At 67.0% G+C, this 25,906-nt stretch carries 21 protein-coding genes, 1 tRNA gene and 1 pseudogene; 14 read left to right on the plus strand and 9 right to left on the minus strand.

Features of this window, described 5'->3' with window-relative positions; translation table 11 throughout:
- Positions 1 to 43: 43 nt before the first annotated feature.
- Positions 44 to 1,219 carry a putative peptide maturation dehydrogenase gene (locus PJ250_RS14810; RefSeq protein WP_271645334.1) on the minus strand — a complete coding sequence of 392 codons (1,176 nt, stop codon included), beginning with the start codon at positions 1,217 to 1,219 and terminating at the stop codon, positions 44 to 46.
- Positions 1,220 to 1,671: 452 nt separating this feature from the next.
- On the opposite strand from PJ250_RS14810, the pseudogene rimP reads away from it, so the two are divergent.
- The 13 genes and pseudogenes from rimP to PJ250_RS14875 all read left to right on the plus strand — a co-directional run.
- Positions 1,672 to 2,166: pseudogene (rimP, locus tag PJ250_RS14815) on the plus strand (ribosome maturation factor RimP); the annotation flags it as partial.
- Positions 2,167 to 2,289: 123 nt separating this feature from the next.
- Positions 2,290 to 3,801, plus strand: coding sequence for a transcription termination factor NusA (gene nusA / locus PJ250_RS14820; protein WP_271645336.1), 1,512 nt, complete (start codon positions 2,290 to 2,292; stop codon positions 3,799 to 3,801).
- Between the two features lie 95 nt (positions 3,802 to 3,896).
- Entirely contained in the window at positions 3,897 to 6,530 is a 2,634-nt protein-coding gene (infB, locus tag PJ250_RS14825; RefSeq protein ID WP_271645337.1) for a translation initiation factor IF-2, read from the plus strand.
- 81 nt (positions 6,531 to 6,611) lie between these two features.
- The gene (rbfA, locus tag PJ250_RS14830) at positions 6,612 to 6,986 is read left to right on the plus strand and encodes a 30S ribosome-binding factor RbfA (protein ID WP_271645338.1); all 375 of its coding nucleotides are present in this window, start codon (positions 6,612 to 6,614) and stop codon (positions 6,984 to 6,986) included.
- Positions 6,986 to 8,023, plus strand: a complete 1,038-nt coding sequence (truB, locus tag PJ250_RS14835; RefSeq protein ID WP_271645339.1) for a tRNA pseudouridine(55) synthase TruB — start codon at positions 6,986 to 6,988, stop codon at positions 8,021 to 8,023. Before rbfA ends, truB begins: the two co-directional genes overlap by 1 nt.
- Positions 8,024 to 8,181: 158 nt before the next feature.
- Positions 8,182 to 8,442, plus strand: a complete 261-nt coding sequence (gene rpsO / locus PJ250_RS14840) for a 30S ribosomal protein S15 (protein WP_271645340.1) — start codon at positions 8,182 to 8,184, stop codon at positions 8,440 to 8,442.
- A 155-nt stretch (positions 8,443 to 8,597) separates the two neighbouring features.
- Complete coding sequence (gene pnp, locus PJ250_RS14845; protein WP_271645341.1) at positions 8,598 to 10,706, plus strand: polyribonucleotide nucleotidyltransferase; 2,109 nt, start codon at positions 8,598 to 8,600, stop codon at positions 10,704 to 10,706.
- Between the two features lie 138 nt (positions 10,707 to 10,844).
- Complete coding sequence (locus PJ250_RS14850) at positions 10,845 to 11,333, plus strand: NUDIX hydrolase (RefSeq protein ID WP_271645342.1); 489 nt, start codon at positions 10,845 to 10,847, stop codon at positions 11,331 to 11,333.
- 369 nt (positions 11,334 to 11,702) lie between these two features.
- Complete coding sequence (gene pssA / locus PJ250_RS14855; RefSeq protein ID WP_271645343.1) at positions 11,703 to 12,323, plus strand: CDP-diacylglycerol--serine O-phosphatidyltransferase; 621 nt, start codon at positions 11,703 to 11,705, stop codon at positions 12,321 to 12,323.
- 54 nt (positions 12,324 to 12,377) lie between these two features.
- Positions 12,378 to 13,601 carry a class III poly(R)-hydroxyalkanoic acid synthase subunit PhaE gene (phaE, locus tag PJ250_RS14860; RefSeq protein WP_271645344.1) on the plus strand — a complete coding sequence of 408 codons (1,224 nt, stop codon included), beginning with the start codon at positions 12,378 to 12,380 and terminating at the stop codon, positions 13,599 to 13,601.
- A complete protein-coding gene (locus PJ250_RS14865) occupies positions 13,598 to 14,662 on the plus strand; it encodes a class III poly(R)-hydroxyalkanoic acid synthase subunit PhaC (protein WP_271645345.1) in 1,065 nt (354 codons plus the stop codon). Before phaE ends, PJ250_RS14865 begins: the two co-directional genes overlap by 4 nt.
- A gap of 97 nt (positions 14,663 to 14,759) precedes the next feature.
- Positions 14,760 to 14,966, plus strand: a complete 207-nt coding sequence (locus tag PJ250_RS14870; RefSeq protein ID WP_271645346.1) for a PspC domain-containing protein — start codon at positions 14,760 to 14,762, stop codon at positions 14,964 to 14,966.
- Positions 14,967 to 14,975: 9 nt separating this feature from the next.
- Positions 14,976 to 15,443: a hypothetical protein gene (locus tag PJ250_RS14875; protein ID WP_271645347.1), complete on the plus strand. Its 468-nt coding sequence runs from the start codon at positions 14,976 to 14,978 to the stop codon at positions 15,441 to 15,443.
- Here PJ250_RS14875 and PJ250_RS14880 read toward each other — a convergent pair.
- The 4 genes from PJ250_RS14880 to PJ250_RS14895 all read right to left on the minus strand — a co-directional run bounded on the left by PJ250_RS14880 (position 15,432) and on the right by PJ250_RS14895 (position 18,924).
- Positions 15,432 to 16,652, minus strand: a complete 1,221-nt coding sequence (locus PJ250_RS14880) for an NAD(P)/FAD-dependent oxidoreductase (protein WP_271645348.1) — start codon at positions 16,650 to 16,652, stop codon at positions 15,432 to 15,434. The genes PJ250_RS14875 and PJ250_RS14880 overlap by 12 nt on opposite strands.
- Before the next feature lie 64 nt (positions 16,653 to 16,716).
- The gene (locus tag PJ250_RS14885; protein ID WP_271645349.1) at positions 16,717 to 17,385 is read right to left on the minus strand and encodes a TetR/AcrR family transcriptional regulator; all 669 of its coding nucleotides are present in this window, start codon (positions 17,383 to 17,385) and stop codon (positions 16,717 to 16,719) included.
- Between the two features lie 164 nt (positions 17,386 to 17,549).
- Positions 17,550 to 17,635: transfer RNA gene (locus PJ250_RS14890), tRNA-Leu, on the minus strand.
- 275 nt (positions 17,636 to 17,910) lie between these two features.
- Positions 17,911 to 18,924: a LacI family DNA-binding transcriptional regulator gene (locus tag PJ250_RS14895; RefSeq protein WP_271645350.1), complete on the minus strand. Its 1,014-nt coding sequence runs from the start codon at positions 18,922 to 18,924 to the stop codon at positions 17,911 to 17,913.
- 323 nt (positions 18,925 to 19,247) lie between these two features.
- Here PJ250_RS14895 and PJ250_RS14900 point away from each other — a divergent pair, with 323 nt between their 5' ends.
- A complete protein-coding gene (locus tag PJ250_RS14900; RefSeq protein WP_271648664.1) occupies positions 19,248 to 21,602 on the plus strand; it encodes a glycoside hydrolase family 3 protein in 2,355 nt (784 codons plus the stop codon).
- A gap of 169 nt (positions 21,603 to 21,771) precedes the next feature.
- Here the strand turns inward: PJ250_RS14900 and PJ250_RS14905 are convergent, their stop codons facing one another.
- The 4 genes from PJ250_RS14905 to PJ250_RS14920 form a co-directional block, all read right to left on the minus strand.
- Positions 21,772 to 22,239: a hypothetical protein gene (locus PJ250_RS14905; RefSeq protein WP_271645351.1), complete on the minus strand. Its 468-nt coding sequence runs from the start codon at positions 22,237 to 22,239 to the stop codon at positions 21,772 to 21,774.
- A gap of 124 nt (positions 22,240 to 22,363) precedes the next feature.
- Positions 22,364 to 23,476: a homoserine O-acetyltransferase MetX gene (locus PJ250_RS14910; protein WP_271645352.1), complete on the minus strand. Its 1,113-nt coding sequence runs from the start codon at positions 23,474 to 23,476 to the stop codon at positions 22,364 to 22,366.
- A gap of 827 nt (positions 23,477 to 24,303) precedes the next feature.
- Positions 24,304 to 25,311, minus strand: coding sequence for a tetratricopeptide repeat protein (locus PJ250_RS14915; protein WP_271645353.1), 1,008 nt, complete (start codon positions 25,309 to 25,311; stop codon positions 24,304 to 24,306).
- A complete protein-coding gene (locus PJ250_RS14920; protein ID WP_271648665.1) occupies positions 25,311 to 25,742 on the minus strand; it encodes a cytochrome c-type biogenesis protein in 432 nt (143 codons plus the stop codon). Before PJ250_RS14920 ends, PJ250_RS14915 begins: the two co-directional genes overlap by 1 nt.
- Between the last annotated feature and the right edge of the window lie 164 nt (positions 25,743 to 25,906).

Genomic DNA, 25,906 nt, shown 5'->3' on the forward strand with positions numbered 1-25,906 from the left:
GTGGACGGCAGTATGCCGAGGTTTCAGCGGTCTGGATCCTGGGTCACTCATGTGCCGGCAGTGCTTCCCAGAGGGCGCCGGCGGGGTCGAACTCCGTCGTGGTCATCAGTCCGGATCGCCAGCCAAAGCCGCAGACCGCAAGAGGGCTGTCGGCAAGCGGCTGCAGGTCGAGGGCCTGCTCGATGTCCACTTCATTGATCGCGGCAGTCACGAATGCGCCCAGTCCTGCCTGAGTGGCGGCCAGGTATAGCAGTTGCGACAGATGCCCAGCATCCAGGATCGCGACCCGATATGCCTTGTTGTGGCGGCGATACTTCCAGAAGGTCCTGGGAAAATTCGCCACCAGCATGACCAGCACATGCGCCTCGGCAAACCAGTGTTGTTGCGACACGGCGCGCCGCGCGAAAGCCTCCAGTCCTTCCGGCGGCGCCGGCAATGGTTGCAGCGCGTGTTCCAGGGGGGCATGGCGATAGAGTCCCGGCCGGATGCCATCCACGTCGCGCACCAGCAGGTAGGCGTCGATCGGATGCAGTCCGCCGCCGGAGGGGGCATTGCGTTTGAAGAGCAGGGCTCCGTTGCGCATGCGGACCTGGCCCTGTGCGGCGAAAGTCCGCTGCAGCAGCTGGGCAAGCAGTTCCGAAGGAAGCGACCTGGACGTATCGAAGTTGCGACAGGTCACCCGCCGGGCAAGCAGCGCGTCGAAATCGTCGGCCGGAACCCGGGGCAGGGCGTGCAGGGTGGCGTCGGTGGCCGGTGACGCCGTGGGCATCGGGCCGCGGCGCGCGGTCATGGCGGCCATGTCCAGCACCTCCGCTCGCACCGAGGCATGGGTGCTGTCCACGCCTTGCCAGCGGCTCATACGATGCATCACCGCCGCCAGGGGCCACCATTCCTGATCGGCAGGATGACCGCGATGCGCCGGCATGTTCGGGCGGGCGGGAACCACCAGAGCGTGCGCCAGCAACTCCTGCAGCGCGTGTTGTAACGCGTCTTCCTGCAGCGCCAACGTCGTCCCTGGGTTGGTCAAGGCCGAGAGCACATGCCATTGATCCGGGGTCAGGGTCACCGGGGTTTCCAGGTGCGGCGCCAGCGCGCGCCAGGCGCGACGGACGGTCAGCCCGGTCTTGCCCGCCAGCAGACCGTGAAGTTCCACCCCTGGCTCCTCATGCCATTGCAGGTGCAATCCATCACAACAGCGCAGATCGGCGAAGCTGGGCATGGAGGGCGCCGTGATTTCCGGCGTGGACGCACTGGTATCGAGTGGCATGGTCAGGCAAGGCTGGCTTTCATCTAGCTTAATGCAAGGTCAGGCACGGAACGGCACCGCAGGCGGCAGGACGCGACAGAGTGCAGGTAGGGCGTGCGCCTCAAGGGTATCGGGTCGTCAGCACGGTCCCACCGCCGAAAGGCGGGCATCAGGTTGCTAATTTGCCCTCTGCGTCTTAAGATTTGCGGCTTACGGCGGTTTGGGTCTGGTCTCGGCGATGTTCAATTGCCGTCCATGGTCTGTTCTCGCCACCAGTTTCCGGGTGTTTGAGGGTTACCTCATCCGCCTGAAGCCTGGGCTCGTAGAGGCGTATTTCCCGCTTCTACATCCAGCGTCATCGGACAAGGGCCCTCTGGGCCCTTTTCCGTTTCCGAAGATAAAACACAGGACGAGACCTCCGCGACGTGACTGACAAGGCGACCGAGATTGCGCAGCTGCTGCAGCCGACCGTCCAGGCCCTGGGCCTGGAGTTGCTGGGCGTGGAATACCTGCCGGCTTCGGGCAATGCCACGCTGCGTCTGTACATCGACGTGGCCGAAGCCGAGCGCGAGACGCGCGTGGTCAATGTCGACGACTGCGAGTCGGTGAGCCGCGAGGTCTCGGCCCAGCTCGATGTCGAGGATCCGATCAGCGGCAACTACACCCTGGAGGTTTCGTCTCCCGGTGTCGACCGGCCGCTGTTCACGCCCGCCCAGTTCGCGCGTTTCATCGGCGAGCAGGCCAAGGTGGTGCTGAAGCTTCCACAGGAAGGCCGGCGCCGGCTGCAGGGGCACATCGTGTCCGTCGAGGCGGACCAGGTCACCCTGGCCGTGGACAACCAGCAGCTCACGGTGGCAGGCGACAATATCGACAAGGCCCGGCTGGTGCCGGACTGGGTCGCGCTGGGCATGGCACCCCAACCCAAGAAGAACCTCGGCGCGGGCAAGGGCGGCAAGAAGGCCCCGGCCGCACCGAAGAAGAAACTGCACTGAAATCAACCCAACCCAACGACGGCCCCTGGCGGGTCGCGCGCGGAGTGAAAGATGAGTAAGGAATTGTTGCTGGTGGTGGACGCGGTCGCCAACGAAAAGGGCGTCCCGCGCGAGGTGATCTTCGACGCCATCGAAGCCGCCCTGGCTTCGGCCGCCAAGAAGCGCTACCCCGATCAGGACGTGCTGGCACGCGTGACCATCGACCACAAGGACGGCACCTACGAAACCTTCCGTCGCTGGGAAGTGGTGGCCGACGATGTGGTCATGGAGTCGCCGGATCGCCAGATCCGCCTGATGGACGCGGTCGACGAGGCCGACGGCGTGGACGTGGGCGATTACATCGAAGAGCAGATCGAGAACCCCGACTTCGGCCGTATCGCCGCACAGGCCGCCAAGCAGGTCATCGTCCAGCGCGTGCGCGAGGCCGAGCGCGCCCAGGTCGTGGATGCGTGGAAGGACCGCGTGGGCGAGCTGGTTACCGGCATCGTCAAGCGTGCCGAGCGCGGCAACATCTACGTGGACCTGGGCGGCAACGCCGAGGCCTTCATCGCCAAGGACAAGGGCATCCCGCGCGACGTGCTGCGCGCCGGTGACCGCGTCCGCGGCTATCTGTTCGACGTGCGCTCCGAACCGCGCGGGCCGCAGTTGTTCATCAGCCGCGCCGCGCCGGAATTCATGATGGAGCTGTTCAAGCTGGAAGTGCCGGAAGTGGGCCAGGGCCTGGTGGAGATCAAGGCCTGCGCACGTGATCCGGGCGATCGCGCCAAGATCGCCGTGCTGGCCCACGACACCCGCACCGACCCGATCGGCGCGTGCATCGGCATGCGTGGTTCGCGCGTGCAGGCGGTGAGCAACGAGCTCAACGGCGAGCGCGTGGACATCGTGTTGTGGAACGACAACCCCGCCAACTTCGTCATCAACGCGATGGCGCCGGCCGAGGTGCAGTCGATCATCGTCGACGAGGATCGCCACTCAATGGATCTGGCCGTGGCCGAGGATCGCCTGGCCCAGGCGATCGGCAAGGGCGGCCAGAACGTGCGCCTGGCCAGCCGACTGACTGGCTGGCAGCTCAACGTGATGACCCAGGACCAGGTTTCGGCCAAGTCCGAGGCCGAGCAGGCCGTCGCCCGCCAGTTGTTCATGGACAAGCTGGAAGTGGACGAGGAGATCTCGGCCATCCTGGTGTCCGAGGGCTTCAATACCGTCGAGGAAATCGCCTACGTCCCGGTCGGCGAACTGCTGGCGGTGGAAGGGTTCGACGAGGACATCGTCGAAGAACTGCGCGCCCGTGCCCGCGACGCGCTGCTCAACGAAGCCCTGGCCGCCGAGGAAGGCGCCGAGGGTGAAGGTCCGGCAGAAGACCTGCTGGCCCTGGAGGGCATGGACGAGGAAACGGCCGAGGCCCTGGCGGCCCATGGCGTGCGTACCAGCGAGGACCTGTCCGACCTGGCCGCCGACGAAGTGGTCGAATTCGGCATCGAGGGCCTGGACGAGGCGCGCGCCGCCGCGCTGATCCTGGCCGCACGCGCCGAGGAGATCGCCCGTTTGGAGCGTGGCGAATGAGCCAGCCATGAACATCGCCCTGATCCCGTCAGGGCTTAGAATCCGCGTTTCCCTTGCTCTGGGCGAGGGGGCGCCAACCAGATCATAGGATCCGAATGTCGCAGCAAACCACCATCCGCAAGCTCGCCGCACTGGTCAACACGCCGGTCGAAAAACTGATCGAACAGCTGGCCGAGGCCGGCATGAAGTTCAACGATCCCGACCAGGAAGTCTCCAGCACCGAGAAGATGAAGCTCCTGGGCTTCCTGCGCCGGACCCACGGCAAGGGAGACCTTGCCGAGGAAGAGACCAGCGCACCGAAGAAGATCACCCTGGCACGTCGCAAGGTGCAGGAAGTGACGGTCAAGTCCGGGCGCAGCAACTCCACCGTGGCCGTGGAAGTGCGTCAGAAGCGGACCTACGTCAAGCCGACCGAGGCACAGGCCAAGGAGGCACGGCGTGCCGGTGCCGCAGCGGGTGGCGATGACGAGCGCGCGGAGATCCTGCGCAAGTTGGAAGAGTCGCGCCAGCGCAACCTGGAAGAGCAGCAGCGCCTGGCCGAAATGGACCGTGCGCGCGCCGAGGAACAGGAGCGCAAGCGCAAGGAAGAAGAGGCCGTCAAGGCGCAGGCCGAGGCCGAGGCGCGCGCGGCAGCCGAAGAGGCGGCCGCCGCCGAGGCGCCGGTCGAGGCCGGCGCACCGGCCCGGACCCCGGCCAAGCCCAGCGCCCCGCGCAGTGCGCCGCCGGCGCCGCGCAAGGAGCCCGAGCGCGCCACCCCGGCTTCCAAGCACAAGACCCGTGGCTCGCATGCCATGGTCGCCGGGGTCGAGGACGACGACAGCACCCAGCGGTTCGCCGGTCAGCTGCACCTGTCGGCCGCCGACCGCGCGCGCCGTGGCGCAGCCCGTGGCAAGCCAAAGCCCCGTCGCCACATGGAGCAGAGCCGTGGCGGCTCGGGTAACCATCAGTTCGAGCGTCCCACCGCGCCGGTGGTGCGCGAAGTCGCCATCGGCGAGGCGATCACGGTCGGCGACCTGGCCCAGAAGCTGGCGCTCAAGGGCGGTGACGTGGTCAAGGCGTTGTTCAAGATGGGCGTGATGGCCACCATCACCCAGACCATCGACCACGACACCGCCGCGCTGATCACCGAGGAACTGGGTCACAAGGTCGTGCGCGCCGAGAGCGAGGACGCCGAGGACGCGCTGCTGGCCCACGTCGAGGAAGCGCAGGGTGACCAGACCCCGCGTCCGCCGGTGGTGACCATCATGGGGCATGTCGACCACGGCAAGACCTCGCTGCTGGATTACATCCGCCGCACCAAGGTCGCCACGGGCGAGGCTGGTGGCATCACCCAGCACATCGGCGCCTACCACGTCGAAACCGACAACGGCGTCATCAGCTTCCTGGACACCCCGGGCCATGCGGCGTTCACCGCCATGCGTGCCCGCGGCGCCAAGCTGACCGATATCGTCGTGCTGGTCGTCGCCGCCGACGATGGCGTGATGCCGCAGACCATCGAGTCGGTGCAGCAGGCCCGTGCGGCTGGCGTGCCGGTGATCGTGGCGGTCAACAAGATGGACAAGTCCGACGCCGATCCGATGCGGGTCAAGAACGAACTGCTGGCCCAGGAAGTGGTGGCCGAGGAGTTCGGTGGCGATACGCAGTTCGTCGAGCTGTCGGCCAAGACCGGGCAGGGCATCGATACCCTGCTGGACGCCATCAACCTGCAGGCCGAAGTGCTGGAACTGAAGGCGGTGCCGGATGGCCGCGCCAGCGGCACGGTCATCGAATCCTCGCTGGACAAGGGCCGTGGCCCGGTGGCCACCGTCCTGGTCCAGCAGGGCGAGTTGAAGAAGGGCGACTACCTGGTCTGTGGCGTGCAGTACGGCCGCGTGCGCGCGCTGTTCGACGAGACCGGCGGTCAGCCGGCCTCGGCCGGCCCGTCGATTCCGGTCCAGGTCCTGGGTCTGTCCGGGGTGCCGGACGCGGGCGATGACTTCGTGGTCGTCGACGACGAGCGCCTGGCCAAGGAGGTTGCCCAGCAGCGTGACGCCAAGCGTCGCGAATCGCGTCTGGTGGCTTCGGCCGGCAGCCGTATGGAAGACATCATGGCCCAGCTGGGCAAGGGCGAGGGCCAGCTGAGCCTCAATCTGATCATCAAGGCCGATGTGCAGGGTTCGGTGGAGGCGCTGCGGCATTCGCTGGTGGCGCTGTCCAACGAGGACATCCGCATCAACATCATCAGCGCGGGCGTGGGTGGCATCACCGAGTCCGACGCCAACTCGGCCCTGGCGTCCAAGGCCACGCTGATCGGCTTCAACGTGCGTGCCGATGCCTCGGCGCGGCGGATCGTCGAATCCAACGGCGTGGACATGCGCTACTTCTCGATCATCTATGACGTGATCGACCAGGTGAAGCAGGTGGCGTCCGGCCTGCTGGGCGTGGAGATTCGCGAGGAGATCATCGGTATCGCCCAGGTGCGCGACGTCTTCCGTAGCTCCAAGTTCGGCGCGGTGGCCGGCTGCATGGTCATCGAAGGCGTGGTCAAGCGCTCCAAGCCGATCCGCGTGCTGCGCGACAACACCGTGATCTTCGAGGGCGAGCTGGAATCGCTGCGCCGCTTCAAGGAAAACGTGGACGAAGTGCGCAACGGCACCGAGTGCGGTATCGGCGTGAAGGCCTACAACGACGTCAAGGCCGGCGACCAGATCGAATGCTTCGAGCGGATCGAGGTGCAGCGCACGCTGTGATCGCGCCGGCCCGCACGGCCGCGGCTCCGCAAGGAGCCGCCGGTCCAGCGGGCGCCGTGATCGCCGCATTGCCTTGATGCCATGCCAAGCAAATCCTTCCATCGTACCGACCGCGTTTCTGCTCAGCTCCGCCGGGAGCTGGGGACGCTGGTTCATGCCGCCGTGCGTGAGCACGGCCTGCCTTCGGTCAGCGTCTCCGACGTGGAGGTCAGCCGTGACCTGGCCCACGCCAAGGTCTTCGTGACCGCCCTGATGCCCGAGCGTTCGGCCGAGGCGGTCAAGGGCCTGAAGGAACTGGCGCCACAGATCCGTTACGGCCTGGGCCGGGCGGTGAAGATGCGCCATGTGCCCGAACTGCATTTCCATTACGACGACTCGGTCGACAAGGGCGAGCGCATCGAGACCCTGCTGCGCGAAAACCCGCTGCCGCCCAGCACCGAGTCAGACGACGACTGATGGTCCACGACGATTCCGCCGCCACTCCGGACGCCGACGGCGCCGGCCGCGGCGGCAAGCGCCGTGCCGGGCAAGGGCGTGTGCAGCGGCCCCGGACCAGATTCCGGCGAGTCGACGGCATCCTGTTGCTGGACAAGCCCACGGGCATGAGCTCCAACCAGGCGCTGCAGCGTGTGCGGCACCTGTTCTGTGCCGAGAAAGGCGGTCACACCGGCGCGCTGGACCCGTTGGCGACGGGGCTGCTGCCCATCTGCTTTGGTGAGGCGACCAAGATCGCCGGCAGCCTGCTCGGTGCGAGCAAGGCCTACGACACCGTGGCCCGTTTGGGCCAGGTCACCGATACCGACGACGCCGAAGGCGTGGTGCTGCGCGAGCGCGAGGTCGGCGCCTATCCGATCGATCGGCTCGATGCCGCCTTGCGCGGGCTGACCGGGAACATCCAGCAGCGGCCGCCGATCTATTCCGCGCTCAAGCGCGGGGGGGAGCCGCTCTACGCCAAGGCCCGGCGCGGGGAGCTGGTCGAGGTGGGCGCCCGCGAGGTTCAGGTGCGCGTGTTCGAACTGCAGGCCGCCGACGATCTGCTCGACCAGGGGCGCCCCTTGCTGCGGCTGCACGTGGAGTGCGGCTCGGGGACCTATGTGCGCAGCCTGGTCCGTGATCTGGGCGAAGCGCTGGGCTGCGGGGCGCATGTGGCCGAACTGCGCCGGCTGTGGGTCGAACCGTTCCGGGAGCCGCGCATGTGGACCATCGAACAGCTCGAAGCCCTGGCCAGCCGCGATCCCCAATCGCTGCACGCGTGCCTGCTTCCGCTGGAAGCAGGCCTGGTCGGTTGGCCGCGGATCGACCTCACCGACGAGGCGGCGGCGCGGTTCAGCCAGGGACAGCGGCTCAACCACGTGCCCGGCCCGGCCGGGGCGGTGGCGGCGTTTTCGGCGTCCGGCACGGTCCTGGGGCTGGCCCAGCTGTCCCGCGAGGGGGTCCTGGCACCCCAGCGGTTGTTCAACTGGCCGACCGGCGGTGGATTGCCACACGGCTGAAACCTTGTGCCGCAGGGGGGCGGAGCCTACAATGCTGCGGCCTTTTCAGGCACCCGGGCCGCACGACGGCCATTCCTCAATCGCAAGCGGCGGACCAGGCGGTGCGCGCGGTGGACAGTCCGCGTTCCTGCAGGTTTCGCATCAACCAGAGAAGTCACATGTCCATTGATACCCAGAAAGTCATCGAAGAGAACAAGCGCGGCGCCAACGACACCGGCTCCCCGGAAGTCCAGGTCGCCCTGCTGACCGCCCGCATCGAGTTGCTCTCCGGTCACTTCAAGACCCACAAGAAGGATCACCACAGCCGCCGCGGCCTGCTGCAGCTGGTGAACCAGCGCCGCAGCTTGCTGGATTACCTGCACCGCAAGGACGCCCCGCGCTACAAGGCCCTCATCGAAAAGCTGGGTCTGCGTCGCTAAAACCAGACGAACAACCGCGGCGCAGTGATGCGCCGCGGTTCGTTTTTTCCGGGCTCCGGAAAAATCGCACTGCAACATGGCCGCATACGGTGGCCGCCCGCGCGCGACAGGGGTCGCAGACGGGACAACCAGATTCGAGACCCTAGGAAACCCACGTGGCAAAAATCACTAAGACCTTCCAGTACGGCAAACACACCGTCACCCTCGAGACCGGCGAGATCGCCCGTCAGGCCAGTGGTGCCGTCATCGTCAAGATGGACGACACCGTGCTGCTGGTCAGTGCCGTCGCCGCCAAGAGCGCGCGAGAAGGGCAGGACTTCTTCCCGCTGACGGTGGATTACCAGGAAAAGTTCTACGCCGGCGGCCGTATCCCCGGTGGCTTCTTCAAGCGCGAAGGCCGCGCCACGGAGAAGGAAACCCTGATCTCGCGCCTGATCGATCGTCCGATCCGTCCGCTGTTCCCGGAGGACTACAAGAACGAGGTCCAGATCATCGCCACGGTGATGTCGCTGAACCCCGAGATCGACGGCGACATCGCCGCCCTGATCGGCGCCTCGGCCGCCCTGTCGCTGGCCGGCACCCCGTTCAAGGGTCCGATCGGTGCCGCCAAGGTCGGTTACAAGAACGGTGAGTACATCCTCAACCCGACCGTGTCCGAGCTGAAGGACTCGCAGCTGGAGCTGGTCGTGGCCGGCACCGCCAACGCCGTGCTGATGGTCGAATCCGAAGCCGCGTTGCTGTCCGAAGAAGTCATGCTGGGCGCGGTGACCTTTGGCCATCGCGAGATGCAGAAGGTGATCAACGCGATCAACGAGCTGACCGTGGAAGCCGGCACCAAGCCGTCGACCTGGGTGGCCCCGGCCAAGAACGAAGTGCTGATCGCCGCGCTGAAGGAAGCCGTCGGCGGCAAGCTGGCCGAAGCCTTCCAGGTGCGCGACAAGCTGCAGCGTCGCGACGCCATCGCGGCGATCAAGAAGGACGTGACCGAGGCCCTGGCCGGCCGCGTCGAATCCGAAGGCTGGAACCCGGCCGAGCTGTCCAAGGAATTCGGCGAGCTGGAATACCGCACCATGCGCGACTCGGTGCTGGACACCAAGATCCGCATCGACGGCCGCGCCCTGGACACCGTGCGTCCGATCTCGGCGCAGGCCAGCGTGCTGCCGCGTACCCACGGTTCGGCGCTGTTCACCCGTGGCGAGACCCAGGCCATCGTGGTTACCACGCTGGGCACCGCCCGCGACGGCCAGGTGATCGACGCGGTCAGCGGCGAGTACAAGGACAACTTCCTGTTCCATTACAACTTCCCGCCCTATTCGGTGGGTGAGTGCGGCCGTTTCGGCGCGCCCAAGCGTCGCGAGATCGGCCACGGCCGCCTGGCCAAGCGCGGCGTGCTGGCCGTGATGCCGACCATGGAAGAGTTCCCGTACACCATCCGCGTGGTCTCGGAAATCACCGAGTCCAACGGTTCCTCGTCGATGGCCTCGGTCTGCGGCTCCTCGCTGGCCCTGATGGACGCCGGCGTGCCGGTCAAGGCACCGGTCGCGGGCATCGCGATGGGCCTGGTGAAGGAAGAAGACCGCTTCGTGGTCCTGTCCGACATCCTGGGTGACGAAGATCACCTGGGCGACATGGACTTCAAGGTCGCCGGTACCTCCGAAGGCGTGTCCGCGCTGCAGATGGACATCAAGATCGAAGGCATCACCGAAGAGATCATGAAGCAGGCGCTGGAGCAGGCCAAGGCCGGCCGTCTGCATATCCTCGGCGAGATGTCCAAGGCCCTGACCGGCCCGCGTGCCGAGCTGTCGGATTACGCGCCGCGCCTGATCACCATCAAGATCCACCCCGACAAGATCCGCGAAGTCATCGGCAAGGGCGGTTCGGTCATCCAGGGCATCACCAAGGAGACCGGCACCCAGATCGACATCCAGGACGACGGCACCATCACCATCGCCTCGGTGAACGGCGCCGCCGGCCAGGCCGCCAAGTCGCGCATCGAGCAGATCACCTCGGACATCGAGCCGGGCCGCATCTACGAGGGCAAGGTCGCCAAGCTGATGGATTTCGGCGCGTTCGTGACCATCGCCCCGGGCAAGGACGGCCTGGTCCACGTCTCGCAGATTTCCGCCGAGCGCGTGGAGAAGGTCTCCGACAAGCTCAAGGAAGGCGACGTGGTCAAGGTCAAGGTGCTGGAAGTGGACAAGCAGGGCCGCATCCGCCTGTCCATGAAGGCCGTGGAAGAAGGCGAGGGCGTGGCCACCGAGTAATCGGTCGCTGCAACGACGTGCTGCAAGCGAAAGGCGGGCCATGGGCCCGCCTTTCGCGTTTTATGCGCCTGCTTCAAAGGCGGACGTACGGCGCAGGACCTCTACAATGCACTGTCTTCCGATTCGCTAAGCCCTGCCATGCCCTATACGCCCATCGTCGCCACGCTCGGTTACGTGCTGTCCCCGGACGGGAAACAGGTGCTGATGATCCATCGCAATGCGCGACCCAACGACCATCACCTGGGCAAGTACAACGGGCTGGGCGGGAAGATGGAGCCGGACGAGGACGCGCTGGCCTGCATGCGCCGCGAGATCCGCGAAGAAGCCGGCATCGAGTGCGATGCGATCTCACTGCGCGGCACGCTGAGCTGGCCCGGCTTCGGCAAGCATGGCGAGGATTGGCTGGCTTTTGTGTTCGTCGTCAGCGCGTGGAGCGGGACGCCGATGACATCCAATCCCGAAGGCACGCTGGAATGGGTCGACGTGGACCGGCTGCTTGAGCTGCCGCTGTGGGAGGGCGACCGGCACTTCCTGCCCCTGGTGTTCGACGACGACCCGCGTAGCTTCCACGGCGTGATGCCCTACAAGGAAGGACGCATGATCTCGTGGAACGTCAGCCGCTGCTGAAGGCGGTGCCGGTGCACTTCATCCACAGCAGGTGTGGATGAGTGTTGGGGCAATCGTGTGGATAACCCGCGCGCGCCCTTGCCAGTCCTGCGATGCAGCGACGATGGCGAAAAAATGACCATGCGGTGTCGGTTGATCCACAGGAGATGTGGATGACTTCAGGACAAAGATGTGGATAACCACCTGAGCGCTTTGCAGGGCAGGCGTGTCAAGCGGAATGGCGAAAAAATGACCGCACCAATTTGCGCTGATCCCAGCAGTGGCGTGGAACATCGCGGTGGGTGTGTCGCTGAGATGAAGCGATCTTGATTGCCGCATGACAGCCGGACAGGCACGCTGGCGCCTCCCTTGAACACTCCGGTCGCCGCCATGTCCCGACAACGCCACTTCTCCATGCTGCGTGACTTCCGCCTGGCTGACTGGTTCACCCTTGGTAACGCGTTCTGTGGGACCGGGGCGGTGTTCGCCGCGTTGCATTACATGCAACAGGGGCGCCGCGGCGTCCTGCTGGCCGGCATGGCGCTGATCCCGCTGGCCTTCATCTTCGATGCGCTCGATGGCCGCGTGGCACGCTGGCGCAAGACCTCCTCCACCCTGGGGCGCGAACTGGACTCGCTGGCCGATGTGATTTCCTTCGGGGTGGCGCCGGCCGCGCTGGCCTATGCCTGCGGGCTGCAGGGCGGCTGGGACTGGCTGGTGCTGAGCTATTTCGTCTGCTGCGGCGTGAGTCGGCTGGCACGCTACAACGTCACCGCCGAGTCGCTATCCGGGGATGAGGGCAAGGTGACCTATTTCGAAGGCACGCCGATCCCGACCAGCCTGGGACTGGTGATCGTGCTGGCCATCGCCGCAGCGATGGGACATATCGGGGCGAACCTGTGGTGGGGGCAGTGGCAACTCGGCCCCTGGCAGTTGCACCCGCTGGTGGCGCTCTTCGCCGTGTCCGGCTCGCTGATGATCAGCAAGACCATTCACATTCCCAAACCCTAGGCCGGGCGCCTGCGTCCAGCGTTGCTATCATCGAGTCACCACTGGGAGACCGTGATGTCGGGTACGCAATCGGGTTGGGGCGAAGGTGTGGACGCCATGGCGCACCAGGTCTGGGAGACCTGGGGCGAGGCGCTGCGCAAGATGGCCTCGGCACCGCTGGAGTCCGCCGCCCCGGCTTGGCAGCAGGTGCCAGGCGGTTGGCCGGGCTGGACTCCGCCCGAAGGCGTCGGTGCTGGCGATGTGATGGAGCGCTTCGACGGCATGGCCCGGCATTGGTTCGGACGCATGCAGCAGGTCGCCGCGCGGTTCGCCGATCGCGACAACACGCCCGCCGAGATCGTGGCGGCCTGGCGCGAGGCGCTCGGCGCCACCGAGGCGCGCCCGTACCCGGATCTGTTCGGTGATCTGTTCGGCCAGGGCGCGACGGGACTGGACGGCTTTAGCGAGCAGTGGATGCCATGGCTGGAATCGCTGCGCGGTCCCCTCGAGGACTGGGCCAGGACACCGGCGTTCGGGCCGGCGCGCGAGCACCAGCAGCGCTGGAAGACCTTGTTGCAGACCCAGCAGCTGCTGCGCGAAGCCAATGCCGCCTACCAGGCCATGCTGGAGGAGGCCTCGCGACAGGCCTACGCATTGTTCGAAGAGAAACTCGGCGCGCGCGCTGGGCAGGGCAATCCGCTGGATAGTGCGCGGGCGTTGTTTGATGAGTGGATCGACGCGGCCGAGGACGCCTATGCCCGCATGGCGCTGTCCGAGGAATTTCGCGAGGTGTACGGCCAACTGGCCAATGCGCAGATGCGCATGCGTGCGGGTCTGCAGCGTGAGGTCGAGCAACTGGGGGGCATGCTGGGCCTGCCCACCCGCAGCGAGGTCGATGCGGCCCATCGCAAGATCGCCGAGCTCGAACGGCTGCTGCGCCGGATGATGCGCGAGCCCGGTGCGGCACGTGCCGGAGCAGAGCCGGCGGGAACGCGTGCTCCGCCCAAGCGCGCATCCACCACCGGGCGCCCACGGGCCGGCGCCACGAAAGGCAAGGCCACGCCCAGGCCGCAGGCGGCCGGGAAGTCCCCGCGCGCGCAGGCGTCCGCCAAGCCAGCTGCCACACAAACCACTACGCAAACCGCCAAGAAAGCCAGCAAGAAGGCCGCTAAGAAGGCAACCAAGAAGGCAACCAAGAAGGCAACTGCCGACAAGTCCACTGCGGCTTCCGGAAGCAAACCCAGTAAAGCGACTTCGAAGCCTGGGCGCCGTGCCTCCAGCAGGAAGCCGGCCCGATGATCAGTCCCCTGAACGTCACCGCCGACGCGTTGGCCGCCGAGGCGGCTTCCTTGCGGCGCAAGCTGGGCGAGGGGCTGCGCACCCTTCCGGAAGTGGGCGATGTGCATTACGGCGTCACCCCGCGTCAGGAGGTCTGGCGCGATGGCAAGGTGGTCCTGTATCGCTTCATCGGCGAGAGCGCACCGACCGAACAGGTGCCGTTGCTGATCACCTACGCCCTGGTCAATCGCCCCTACATGGTCGACCTGCAGCAAGACCGGTCGCTGGTGAGGGGCCTGCTGGCCCAGGGCCAGGATGTGTACCTGATCGACTGGGGCTATCCGGACCGCTCGGATCGCTTCCTGCTGCTCGACGACTACGTCAACCGCTTCATCGATGGCGCGGTGGATCACCTGCGCCAGGCCAGCGGGCAGGATGCGATCAACGTGCTGGGCATCTGCCAGGGCGGGGCGCTGTCGCTGTGCCATGCGGCCTTGCACCCGCACAAAGTGCGCAACCTGATCACCATGGTCACGCCGGTGGATTTCCACACGCCGGACAACATGCTGTCCAACTGGGCGCGCCTGGTCGACGTGGACCTGCTGGTGGACACGCTGGGCAACGTGCCGGCCGACCTGATGAACCTCAGCTACCTCATGCTCAAGCCGTTCCGGCTGAACGTGCAGAAGTACGTCGGCCTGCTGGACATCCTGGACGATGCCCGCGCGGTGCAGGATTTCCTGCGCATGGAAAAATGGATCTTCGATTCGCCCGATCAGGTGGGCGAGGCCTTCCGCCAGTTCATCAAGCAGTTCTACCAGGGCAACGGGTTCGTCGAGGGTGGCATCGTCCTGGATGGCGAGGAGATCGATCTGGCCCGGGTGGACATGCCGGTGCTCAACATCTATGCCGAGCAGGATCACCTGGTTCCGCCGGCCGCCTCCAGGGCGCTGCGCGACCTGGTCGGGACAGAGGACTACGCCGAACTGGGCTTCCGTGGAGGTCACATTGGCATCTATGTGTCCAGCCGTGCCCAGCGCGAAGTGCCCAGCGCGATCGCGGAATGGCTCGCTGCCCGCTGAGCGGCGTCCCTGATCGCTGTGAGCGCATCGTGGATGCGCCAGATGTCCACGGCGCTAGACTCCGTCACAACGTTCCCTGCTGCCGCGAGGCATCGCCATGAATACTCCCGCCTCGACCCGTCCCCTGGCCCGTTCGCTCAATGACCGCATGATCGCCGGCGTCATGGGCGGGATTGCGCGCCGCTTCGGCTGGAACGCCACCCTGGTGCGGGTGCTGTTCGTAGTCATCTCGATCGCTTCGGTCGCCTTCCCCGGCATCCTGGTCTATCTGTTGCTCTGGCTGCTGATGCCCAACGAGGCCTGAGAACGCGCGATGACGCCTGCCGCGCGGGCGCTGCTGTTCGTGCTGGGCGTCGCATGGACGGTGCCCAATACGCTGCTGGGGCTGGTACTGGGCCTGGTGGGTATGCCGTTTGGCGCGCGGGCGAGTCTCAGCAAGCGCGAACAGGCCCTGGTTTTCGCCGCTTGGCCTTGGGGGCCGGGTGGGGCGATCACGCTGGGTAATGTCATCGTCCACACCGGCGCGTCGCTGGACGTTCAGTGCCACACCTATGCGCATCGCGCCGGCCGCTGCCAGGAGCCGACCATGCGCCTGGGGGACCACGAACGCGCCCATGTCTTCCAGGCCATGGTCCTGGGGCCGTTGTTTCTGCCGGTCTACCTGCTCAGCGGTGGAATCAGCGTGCGCAACCCGTTCGAACGCGCCGCCGACCGCTATGCCCTCTCCGGACGTGGCTGGTGGCCGGGAGGCGCGGCGTACCCACGCCGCTCAGCGCCGTGACAAGCGGTCGAACGAGAACAGTGCCGCAAGCGGGTGCGGACGTCCTTCGATGGTGGCCCGCAGCAGGCCCGCGCCCAGCATGCTATAGGTGATGCCGTTGCCGCCGTAGGCCATCGCGAACAGGACACGTGGCCCGTGCTGGGCATGTGCACCGAAGAAGGGCAGGCCGTCGTCGGTCTCGGCGAAGGTGCCCGCCCAGGCGAACGCCGGCTCCAGCGCGACATCCTGCAGCACGCGGCCGAACTTTCGCTTCAGCACACGCGCCTTACGCAGGACGCGGGCATCGCGCCGGGCGGGGATGTCGACGCGATCGTCTTCTCCGCCGACCACGAGGCGTCCGTCTTCGGTGCTGCGCACGTAGAGGTAGGGGCGCGCCGATTCCCAGAGCAGCGTGTCACGCAGGAAGCCCAACTGCTCGGCCGGCATGGGTTCACTGACCAGGGCGTAGCTGCTGTGGTTGCGGGCGACGGGCTTGTCGAGCCAGCGCTGGTTGGCGTAGCCGGCCGCCAGGACCAGATGCGCAGCCTGCACCTGGCATCCTCGCTCGGTCATCAGGCGAACCCCGTGGGAACCGGTCTGGATGCGGGTGATCCTGCTGCGGTCGTGGATCGCGGCGCCCTGCGCTTGCAGGCGGGCGAAAAGCCCATAGGTCAGGCGGTAGGGGTCCACACGCGCGGCCTGATGACTCAGGATCGCGCCCGGTGCGCGGATCCCATAGCGGAGCAACAGGGGCACCGGATCCAGCCATTCCACCTCCAGCCCATGCCGGTGCCGCAGTGCGAATTCGCGCTGCAGGGCGGGCCGGTCCTGTCCTGTGCTGGCGTAATAAAGGCTGTCGTTGCGGGCGTAGCCGATGTCGCCCACCTGAAGCGCCACCTCGGCCAGCAGGTCCAGGGCCTGTGCGCATGCGCCGTAGGCGCGCCACGCATCGTCCAGGCCATAGCGTCGTGCCAGCGCGGTCATGTGGGTATCGATCTCGTACTGGAGCAGCGCCGTACTGGCGGCCGTGCTGCCCCAGCCGATGTCCCGCTCCTCCAGCACGACCACCGAATGACCATGGGTCACCAGTTCGTTGGCGATCAGCGCGGCGGTGATTCCCCCGCCCACGATGGCCACGTCGGCAACGATGTCGTCCGTCGCAGGGGGAAAGGCCTGCAGCAGCCCGTTGCGCACCGGCCACCAGGGATAACCACTCTTGAGATCGAGCATCGTTCCAGCCGCAGTCCTGAGGGCGGCAGGATGAGGCGGCGCCGATGCAGGCTGTGTGCAGGGCTCAGCGCGGGAGCGAGCCGTACAGGAACTGGTCTACGGCGCCGTCGGTGAAGGACATGATCTCCTCCATGTCCGGATTGTCCATGTAGCCGCAGGCCGTGCGGATGGTCAGGTCGCCGAACAGCATCATGAAGAACTGCTTGGCCGTCAGTTCCGGGGTGGTGTGCAGCACCATCGCACCGGCATCGACCTGGCGCTGGAAATACACGCCCAGACGGCTGCGGATCTTGGCCACGGCGTGGTCGAAGTAAAAGTCGCGCAGTTCTGGGAACGCGCGCCCTTCGCCGATGACGATCCGGGCGACCAGATAGGCATCGCGCGTGGTGAGGCTTTCGGCGATCGAGCGCGCCGCGGTGCGCAGGGCCTTGTCCGGGGGCAGGCCGTCCAGTTCCATCGCGTCGAGCTGGTCGGCCATGTACTGCAGGCGCCGCTCGATGATGGCGAAGGCCAGGCCTTCCTTGTCGCCGAAGGCGCGGTAGAGCGTGGCCAGCGAGCCTCCGGCGCGTGCCACGATCTCGCTCAGCCGGGCGTGCTGGTAGCCCTTTTCGGTGAAGACGTCGGTGGCCGCGTCGAGAAATTTCTCGACGCGCAGTTCGCCACGTCGGCACAGTTCGACGCTGCGTGACGCGCGGGCCGCCGGCAATGTGGGTTTTGGCGCGGGCATGGACATGCGGGGGACCGTCCTGTGAGGAGTTGCCGAAACCAATCTAGCAAGATTGTCAGACCGGGCATGCTGCGTCGCAATAGCGACACGTGTCGCCAGGCACTGCATAGTCCAACGCGGTCCGCACAGCAAAAAGGCCGGCAATCGCCGGCCTTGTCGAGAATCTGTTTTGGTGCCGAAGGTGGGACTCGAACCCACACGCTTTTAAGGGCGGCGGATTTTGAGTCCGCTGCGTCTACCATTCCGCCACTTCGGCGCGGCCGCGCAGTATAGCCGGCGGGAAGGAATGGCGATATCCCTGTCATCGCCATTTCGCCGGGAGCTGGGGTGCGCGATGACGTTGCTGACAGACAGAGCCGTTTTGCCGCGCTGCAGAATGCAATTCTGGGAGGTCTGGGTATCGTGACAGCGCTGTCACCGCGGCGTTTGCAGGCCATGCAGCGCCCGGGGCTTCCCAGAAACCGAGCCAAGGCCTTGACCCAAGCTGCACGTGTGACCCGATCCCGCTGGCAACGACCGGCGCCAGACCGTTCACGGATGTGGGGGTGGGGCGGCGGTCGACTCGCGCAGCTGCAACGCGTAGTCCATGCGCAGCATGTCGCCCTGGTCCGGGGCGCGGATGGCCTTGAGGACCTCCAGCGTGGCGATGCGGCCCATGTCGCGTGTGGGCTGACGCACGGTGGTCAAGGAGGGAAAGATGTGGCGCGAGATCGGCGTGTCGTCGAAGCCGCAGACCGACAGATCGTGCGGAATGCGCAGCCCGCGCTCGCCCGCCACCCGAACCACGCCGGCCGCAGTGTCGTCGTTGGCGGCGAAGATCGCGGTGGGAGGCTCGGGCAGGTCGAGCAACTGCCGCGCGGCGATCACCCCCGACTCGAAGGTGAACTCGCCCTTGACCACCAGCGCGGGTTCGTAGGCGATTCCCGCAGTGCGCAGGGCTTCGCGGTAACCCGCGTAGCGCCACTCGGCCGCACCATGCGTGGGCGGCCCCTTGATGTGGCCGATGCGGCGGTGGCCGAGCGCGATCAGGTGCGCCATCAGTTCGCACACCGCGGCATGCTCGTCGACGGTCACCCCGATGCGCCCACGCGGCGTGCGAGGAGCGATGCTGGCGAAGGGCAGGGTGGCATCGTCCAGGAACGCCAGCAGTTCCATGTCGTCGGTCAGTGGCGGGGTCAGGACGAAGCCGTCGACGCCGTAGTTCTGCGCCAGTTCGCGCAGTTCGGCGATGGCGCTGCCCTCGCCGTACATGACCGGAGCGAGCACCAGGTTGTAGTGGCTGGCCCGGCAGGCATCCAGCACGCCGCCCTGGATCTCCATCAGGTAGTTGCGCGAGGGATTGTCGTAGGCCAGCGCGACCACGTAGGTGCGCCGGCTCGCCAGGCTGCGCGCGGACAGGTTGGGCTTGTACTGCAGCCGGTCCACCACTTCCTGCACGCGTTGCCGCGTCTCCTCGCTGACGCGCGGCTCCTGGTTGAGCACGCGCGATACCGTCTTCATCGAAACACCGGCCGCGGCGGCCACGTCTTCCAGTCTTACCCGCATCGCCCGGATGTCCTTGCTGTCAGTCGGACGTCATCTTGCCAAACTCCGCGTCCTGGTCCTGCTGCACTCGCAGCATGGATCTTGGCGTCCACCTACTTGGGGAGCACTCCATGAGTCATCAACGCACCGTCGCCCGTCGCCAATTCCGGCCCCGCGCCTTGCCATTGCTGCTGGGCGTCGGCACGCTGATCTGCGGCGCCGCCCTGGCGGCCGATCCATCGGACGGTCCGGGCACGGCCCATCCGGACCTGTGGCCGAAGCTGCAGTCGCCGATCAAACCCGACCCGCAGCTGGAAGCGCGCATCACCGCGCTGATCCGCAAGATGAGCGTGGCCGAGAAGGTCGGGCAGGTGGTCCAGGCCGATATCGCCAGCATCGCCCCGGATGATCTGAAGACCTATCGCCTGGGCTCGATCCTGGCCGGCGGCAGCTCGGACCCGGGCGGCCAGTACAACGCGCCGGCCCAGGCCTGGCTGCAGCTGGCCGATGATTTCTACGCGGCCTCGATGGACACCGCCGACGGCAAATACAACGCGATCCCGGTGATCTTCGGCATCGATGCGGTGCATGGTCACAACAACGTGGTCGGCGCGACGCTGTTCCCGCACAACATCGGCCTGGGCGCCACCCACGACCCGGCGCTGATGGGCCAGATCGCGCAGGCCACTGCCGCGGAAATGCGCGCCACTGGCGTGGACTGGACGTTCGCACCGACCCTGGCCGTGCCGCAGGACGACCGTTGGGGCCGCACCTACGAGGGCTACTCGGAGAATCCGGAGGTGGTGCGCTCCTACGCCGGCCCGCTGATCCAGGGCCTGCAGGGCAAGCCGGGCGCCAAGGACTTCCTCAAGGGCGCGCATGTGGTGGCCACGGCCAAGCACTTCCTGGCCGATGGCGGCACCTTCGAAGGCCGCGACCAGGGCGATGCGCGCATCGACGAGGCCACGCTGCGCGACGTGCATGGCGCCGGCTATCCGCCTGCCCTGAAGGCCGGCGTGCAGGCGGTGATGGTGTCGTTCTCCAGCTGGAACGGGGTCAAGATGAGCGGCAATGCCTCGCTGCTCGATGCGGTGCTGAAAAAGCGCATGGGCTTTGACGGCTTCGTGGTCAGTGACTGGAACGGCCACGCCAGTGTGCCCGGCGGCAGCCGCGAGAACTGCGTACCGGCGTTCGTGGCTGGCGTGGACATGATCATGGCGCCGGACACCTGGAAGGGCTGCTACGAGCACCTGCTGGCGGCGGAAAACGACCACACGCTGCCGGCCGGGCGCCTGGACGAAGCGGTACGCCGCGTCCTGCGGGTGAAGTTCCGTGCCGGCATGTTCGAGGCGGGCAAGCCGTCCACGCGTGGCGTAGCCGGGCAGTTCGAGCTTCTGGGAAGCCCCGAGCACCGCGCCATCGCGCGTCGCGCGGTCCGCGAGTCGCTGGTGCTGCTGAAGAACAACGACGGCGTGCTGCCGTTGGACCCGCGCAAGACGCTGCTGATCGCCGGCGACGGCGCGGACGACATGATGATGCAGTCCGGCGGCTGGACGTTGAGCTGGCAGGGCACCGGCCTGACCCCGGCGGACTTCCCGCATGCGCAGACCATCGGCGCGGCCCTGCGCGAGCAGGTCGGCAAGGCCGGCGGCAGCGCGGAGCTCTCGGCCGACGGCACGTATACGCGCAAGCCCGATGCCGCGGTCGTGGTGTTCGGGGAGACCCCTTACGCCGAGTTCCAGGGTGACCTGAAGGTGCTGGCCTATCGCCCGGGCGATGACCACGACCTCAAGCTGTTGAAGAAGCTCAAGGCCGAGGGCATCCCGGTGGTGGCGGTGTTCCTGTCAGGCCGTCCGTTGTGGATGAACCGCGAGATCAACGCCAGCGATGCCTTCGTGGCGGCGTGGCTGCCGGGCTCGGAAGGCGGTGGCGTGGCCGATGTGCTGCTGCGCGACGCCAGCGGCAAGGTGCAGCATGATTTTCACGGACGCCTGTCCTACTCATGGCCGCGCACGGTGGTGCAGACCCCGCTCAATGTTGGCCAGCCTGGCTACGATCCGCAGTTCGCCTACGGCTACGGGCTGACCTACGCGCATCCGCAGCAGGTGGCCGTGCTGTCCGAGGACGCCGGGATGGACCTGGCGACGCTGGGGTCCCAGAGCTTCTTTGCGCGTGGCGCGCCGGCCACCGGGTGGACCGTGCGCGTGCAGGCCGGCCAGGCCGCCCCGCGCGTGGTCTCCCAGCCCTCCGGGCAGAAGGACGCGGCCGATGTGACCATCGTGCCGGTGGATCGCAAGGCGCAGGAGGATTCCTGGCGCTTCACCTGGAAGCAGGGCGCCAGCATCGCCTTCGTCGCCCCGCGTCCGCTGGAGCTGGTGCGCGAGACCAACGGCGACGTGATGTTGGTGATGACCCTGCGTGTGGACCACGCACCTGCGGCGCCCGGCGCGGCCCTGTTCGTCGAATGCGGACCGGGCTGCGGCGCATCGCTGTCGCTGGACGCCGCGATGGCCGCCGCGCCGATAGGGACCTGGGGTACGGTCGGTGTGCCGCTGAAGTGCCTGGCCGCGCACGGCGCGCAGATGGGCAACCTCAGCGTGCCGCTCGGCCTGCGCATGCCGGCGGGCACATCGCTCTCGCTGGGCGACTCCGGTTTCGGCACCGACGCCCAGCACGTGCTGGACTGCCCGGCGCCGTGAATGCGGCCAGTGGCCTGCCCGCGTGCTCCGGCATGCGGGCATGGTCACCGGGTCACGCGCCCCGGACCGGGCGGCCATAGGTCTAGTGAGTGGGCGTGGGTGGAGCGTGTGGTGCTTGTCGATGCCGCGGGGAATGCGCCAGTCGCTGCGGCGAACCTGGACGATGCGCTCAGTGCTCGCTTCCGCTGGTCCAGGCGTGCACCGTGACCGGCGGCACGCCGTCGCGGCCGTCCCAGCGTGCCAGGTTGCCGTAGGTCCGCACGTCCAGGATCTGGCCCGCCTTGCCGAAGCGCATCAGGCAGGTGTCGTCGGCGCTGCAGGATTCCAGCTCGGGCAGGCGGGCGCAGGCCTGTCCGCTTGGCGTGCAGATATGGCCATCCAGCGGCTTCCAGCCAGCCTGCAGCAGGGCGACGCGCGCGCGCGCATAGGGCATGGCCGGTTCCAATGGCACGGCAGGTGCGCCACGCGAGGCCTGCGCCGCGGAGGAGGCCGGGACCGGGACGCCCTGTGCCTCAAGCGCGGCCGTGCTGCCCACGGCCGGTGGCTCGACCTGGCAGGCAACGAGCAGCACACAGCCGAAGAGCGGAAGGAAGCGGAAAGCGTTCATGCGATGCGGCAGACGGTCGGACAGAGCCATGGTGTTCGCGCCCTGAGCGCGCGAGGAAAAGGTGAATCCAGGTAGCCGGATGCCGGCGGCGGCGAGTCTAGCAGCGTCGCGTTAAGAGTCCGCTGGACCCTCGTGCCACCGCGCGGTCGGTAGCCTAGAGCCCGTCGAGAAAGCCCCTCACCGCTGGATCGAACCGTCCGAAGTCGACCAGGAACGCGTCATGCCCCTGCGGCGAAGGCAGCGGCACGAACAGGCTCTCGGCACCGCCGGCGCGCAGGCCATCGGCGATCTGCTCCTGCTGCTGCAGCGGGAACAGGATGTCGGTGGTTGCCCCGATGGTCATGGCCTTCTCCAGCCGGATCGTGGCCAGCGCCGCCATGACATCGCCATCTGCATATTCGGCCAGGTCGAACCAGTCCATCGAGCGGCTCAGATAGAGATAGCAGTTGGGATCGAACTGGCGCACGAAGCGGCGTGCATGGCCTTCCAGGTAGCTCTCCACCTGGAACTCCAGGCCGAACGGATCCTCGTCCGGGCGATCGGATTCCAGCCGCACCCGGCCGAAACGGCCGTCCCATTCCAGCGCCGAACGATAGGTGATCACGCCGAGCTTGCGTGCCATGCGCATGCCGCTCTCCGGATAGGCCTCATCGGTGTAGTCGCCGCCGTTCCACAGCGGGTCCAGGCGGATGGCCTCGCGCTGCAGCGAGCGGATCGCGATGGAAAACGGCAGGGCCTGCGCGCTGCCGGAGATGTTGATGTGGCTGCGGGCGATGCCCGGGTTGGCGTGCAGCAGCGCCAGTGCGGTCATGCCGCCCATGGAGTTGCCGATCACGCAGGCCAGCCGCTCGATCCCTAGTGCGCGCACGACGTCCAGCGCCGCGGCCGCACCGTCTTCGATCGACAGGTCGGGGAAGGCCAGGCGATAGGGGACCTCGCTGCCGGGCATCGGCGAGGCTGGCCCGGTCGAGCCCTTGCAGCTGCCCAGCGAATTGACGCAGACCACGAACCAGCGATCGGTATCGATGGCCTTGCCCGGACCGAGCATCGCCTCCCACCAACCCGGCGCCGGGTTGTCCGCATTGGCAGCGGCGTGGGCATCGGGCGACAGCCCGGTGACGATGAGGATGGCATTGTCGCGGGCCTGCGACAGCGTGCCCCAGGTCTCGTAGGCGACACGGGCATCTTGCAGTGCGCCGCCGCGTTTCATCGGGAAGGGCGAGGGCAGGGCGTGCCAGCGCGAGCCGGGCGGGATGAATTCGGTCATCCGCGCAGTTTAGCCCGTGGCTGAATCATGCCGGTCGTATCGGGCTGTGCTCAGGCGGCAACGCAGCGTGCTGCGCTGGGAATGGCTTGGGATTCGCCTTGTTGGGGACGGGATCTCCTTTCGAGCAAAAGCTTTCGTGCCGCTTCGCGGCCCGACCTACTGTCTTGCTCGTGCAAGAAAGCTGGGCAAAGAACACGCCTCCGGGCGGCATGCCCTCGCGTTGCGAGGGTTCGCTGCGGGCCGAGGGATTTTCCCAAGGGACATCCTGTCCTTTCGGAAAACGCTGCACATCCTTGTGCAGCGCCCTGCGGGTCTAGTCCTCGGCCCTTCGCCATGCCTCACGAGGGAGTAAGGGCAGAAGAAAAGGCAAGCGCAATGTCCTTGGATGACCAGACATTCGTCTGTTGTAAAGCGCTTCGCGCGTTCGCGGGGATGACGCGTTAGGGTCTTTGTGCGGGCTGTTACCACGCACTAGCTTTTGATTTTGCTTTTGCTGTTGTTTGAGGCAGTTGCGCTTCCGCTTTCTTGTCTGAGCCGTAAAGCGAGCCGAGCATCGGAGAAGAAGACGGCCGAAGAGTCGCCCTGTTTGAGCGTAGCGAGTTTGGGCGACGTGCCGTCTTCTTCGAGAAGCGCAGGGGACCGCCGCGCAGCGGCGGCGAGTGTTTTCAATCCCCTTTTTGGGACCGGCGAGTAGCGGTTTTGCCTTCTTTTGCCGCGACAAAAGAAGGTCGCGCCCGTAGGCGCGAAAGCCTTTGCTTCAAGGTAAAAAAGACCGCGGTGCAGGGAAGCAAGGCACGGCGCGTGATGTTCGCGAATGAAGCCGCGCCCTACGGCTTGGCGCCGATCATCAGTTTCACTGGATCCTTAGCCGGCAGCATGACGCGGACCGGGGCCGACTCCAGGTCGCCCTCGCTGCGCATGGCATCCCCGCTGCTGGAGATGCGGGCGATCAGCTCGACATCCTTCAGGGCCGAGAGCGTCTGGGTCGGCATCGGGCTGTCGGCATCGCTCAAGGTGATGTCCAGCGGCAGCTCCTGCAGGGTGTGCTTCTGCACCGCGACCGGCATCGGCGCACCGTTGGTCGCGCGGGCGATGACGAAAACCGTGGCGTCACCGCGCAGGCGGACGCGGGCGGCGAAATCCGGATCCAGCGCGACCTGGACGCGCAGCGCATTGGCGGGTGTCGACGAAGCGGGAACATCGGCCAGGGCCGGCTCACCGGCCTCGGTGCGAGCCGCATTGATCTGCTCCAGCAGGCTCTTGGCCGTGGCCGCGTCGACCTGGGTCAGCAGCGGCGTCCAGGTGTCCGCCGCCTTGGCCGGCTGGTTGCGCTGGCGCTGGGCCACGCCGAGGAACCAGCGCGCGCGCTGCTGGGTGGGATCTACCTGCAGGGCGTGCTCGAGCATGGACACGGCGGTGTCGTCCAGGCGCCGGTTGGGATCGGCCAAGCTGCGGGCCTGGGCGGCTTCGACCAGGGCGCCGGGATCGTCGGGCAGCAGCTTGGCCGCGCGCTCAAAGGCGTCGCGGGCCTCAGTGGCCTTGCCCTGCGAGGCCAGGGCGCGTCCGAGCAGCTGCCAGCCTTCCGCTGCCTGTGGATCACGCTGCAGTTGGTCCTTGAGTTGGGTGATGGCGCCGTCCAGGGTCACTGGTGCCTGCGTGGCCTGCGGCTGCAGCGCCTGCGGAGTGCCCACGAGGCGGTACAGGGCAAAGGCACACAGGCCTAAGGCCACCAGCAGGCCGCTGGCGGTCCTGGGCGCACCGCGCCACAGCGGCCACAGCGCACCGCCCAGCACCAGCAGGCCGATGAGCACGGCGGCGGTCACGAATCCGGTCATCACCACTCCTGCCCGTCGTCGGGCATCGGGACCTGGCGTCCACTGCGCCGGCGCACCACGCGCCACACCACCAGCGCGCCACCCACCAGCAGCAGGGCCGGGCCGAACCACAGCAGCCAGGTGCTGCGCTCGACCTGCGGGCGGTACAGGACGAACTCGCCATAGCGGTCCACCAGGTAGGCCTTGATCTGGTCGTCGCTCTGACCGGCGTTCATCAGGGTGAGGACCTCGCGGCGCAGGTCATGGGCGATCTGCGCATTGGAATCGGCCAGTGACTGGTTCTGGCACATCACGCAGCGCAGCTCGTGGGTCAGCGCGTTGAAGCGCGTCTCCTGCGCGGCGTCCTTGAACTGCAGGGGCGTCGGGTCGCTGACCTGCGCCAGCGCGGCGCACGACACCAGCAGCAGACAGGTGCACAGGGCCAGACGCAGCCAACGCAGCGCGCCGTGTTCCGGTAGAGCGGAGCTTGCTCCGCTGCTTTCCGGCCAGCGCAGCGCCCGATGTTCCTGTAGAGCGGAGCTCGCTCCGCTGCTCTTCGCTCCGTTGATTCCAAATCCGGACGAGGCGGAAAGCCCCAGCGGAGCGAGCTGCGCTC

It is taken from the genome of Pseudoxanthomonas sp. JBR18 (assembly GCF_028198165.1).
In the GTDB taxonomy this organism is placed as follows: domain Bacteria; phylum Pseudomonadota; class Gammaproteobacteria; order Xanthomonadales; family Xanthomonadaceae; genus Pseudoxanthomonas_A.

What these genes read in the sequence shown, in the direction of transcription:
- PJ250_RS14810 (WP_271645334.1), bottom strand. Translation starts at nt 1,219, where the DNA reads ATGCCCAGCTTCGCCGATCTGCGCTGTTGTGATGGATTGCACCTGCAA.
- nusA (WP_271645336.1), top strand. Translation starts at nt 2,290, where the DNA reads ATGAGTAAGGAATTGTTGCTGGTGGTGGACGCGGTCGCCAACGAAAAG.
- infB (WP_271645337.1), top strand. Translation starts at nt 3,897, where the DNA reads ATGTCGCAGCAAACCACCATCCGCAAGCTCGCCGCACTGGTCAACACG.
- rbfA (WP_271645338.1), top strand. Translation starts at nt 6,612, where the DNA reads ATGCCAAGCAAATCCTTCCATCGTACCGACCGCGTTTCTGCTCAGCTC.
- truB (WP_271645339.1), top strand. Translation starts at nt 6,986, where the DNA reads ATGGTCCACGACGATTCCGCCGCCACTCCGGACGCCGACGGCGCCGGC.
- rpsO (WP_271645340.1), top strand. Translation starts at nt 8,182, where the DNA reads ATGTCCATTGATACCCAGAAAGTCATCGAAGAGAACAAGCGCGGCGCC.
- PJ250_RS14850 (WP_271645342.1), top strand. Translation starts at nt 10,845, where the DNA reads ATGCCCTATACGCCCATCGTCGCCACGCTCGGTTACGTGCTGTCCCCG.
- pssA (WP_271645343.1), top strand. Translation starts at nt 11,703, where the DNA reads ATGTCCCGACAACGCCACTTCTCCATGCTGCGTGACTTCCGCCTGGCT.
- phaE (WP_271645344.1), top strand. Translation starts at nt 12,378, where the DNA reads ATGTCGGGTACGCAATCGGGTTGGGGCGAAGGTGTGGACGCCATGGCG.
- PJ250_RS14865 (WP_271645345.1), top strand. Translation starts at nt 13,598, where the DNA reads ATGATCAGTCCCCTGAACGTCACCGCCGACGCGTTGGCCGCCGAGGCG.
- PJ250_RS14870 (WP_271645346.1), top strand. Translation starts at nt 14,760, where the DNA reads ATGAATACTCCCGCCTCGACCCGTCCCCTGGCCCGTTCGCTCAATGAC.
- PJ250_RS14875 (WP_271645347.1), top strand. Translation starts at nt 14,976, where the DNA reads ATGACGCCTGCCGCGCGGGCGCTGCTGTTCGTGCTGGGCGTCGCATGG.
- PJ250_RS14880 (WP_271645348.1), bottom strand. Translation starts at nt 16,652, where the DNA reads ATGCTCGATCTCAAGAGTGGTTATCCCTGGTGGCCGGTGCGCAACGGG.
- PJ250_RS14885 (WP_271645349.1), bottom strand. Translation starts at nt 17,385, where the DNA reads ATGTCCATGCCCGCGCCAAAACCCACATTGCCGGCGGCCCGCGCGTCA.
- PJ250_RS14895 (WP_271645350.1), bottom strand. Translation starts at nt 18,924, where the DNA reads ATGCGGGTAAGACTGGAAGACGTGGCCGCCGCGGCCGGTGTTTCGATG.
- PJ250_RS14900 (WP_271648664.1), top strand. Translation starts at nt 19,248, where the DNA reads ATGAGCGTGGCCGAGAAGGTCGGGCAGGTGGTCCAGGCCGATATCGCC.
- PJ250_RS14905 (WP_271645351.1), bottom strand. Translation starts at nt 22,239, where the DNA reads ATGGCTCTGTCCGACCGTCTGCCGCATCGCATGAACGCTTTCCGCTTC.
- PJ250_RS14910 (WP_271645352.1), bottom strand. Translation starts at nt 23,476, where the DNA reads ATGACCGAATTCATCCCGCCCGGCTCGCGCTGGCACGCCCTGCCCTCG.
- PJ250_RS14915 (WP_271645353.1), bottom strand. Translation starts at nt 25,311, where the DNA reads ATGACCGGATTCGTGACCGCCGCCGTGCTCATCGGCCTGCTGGTGCTG.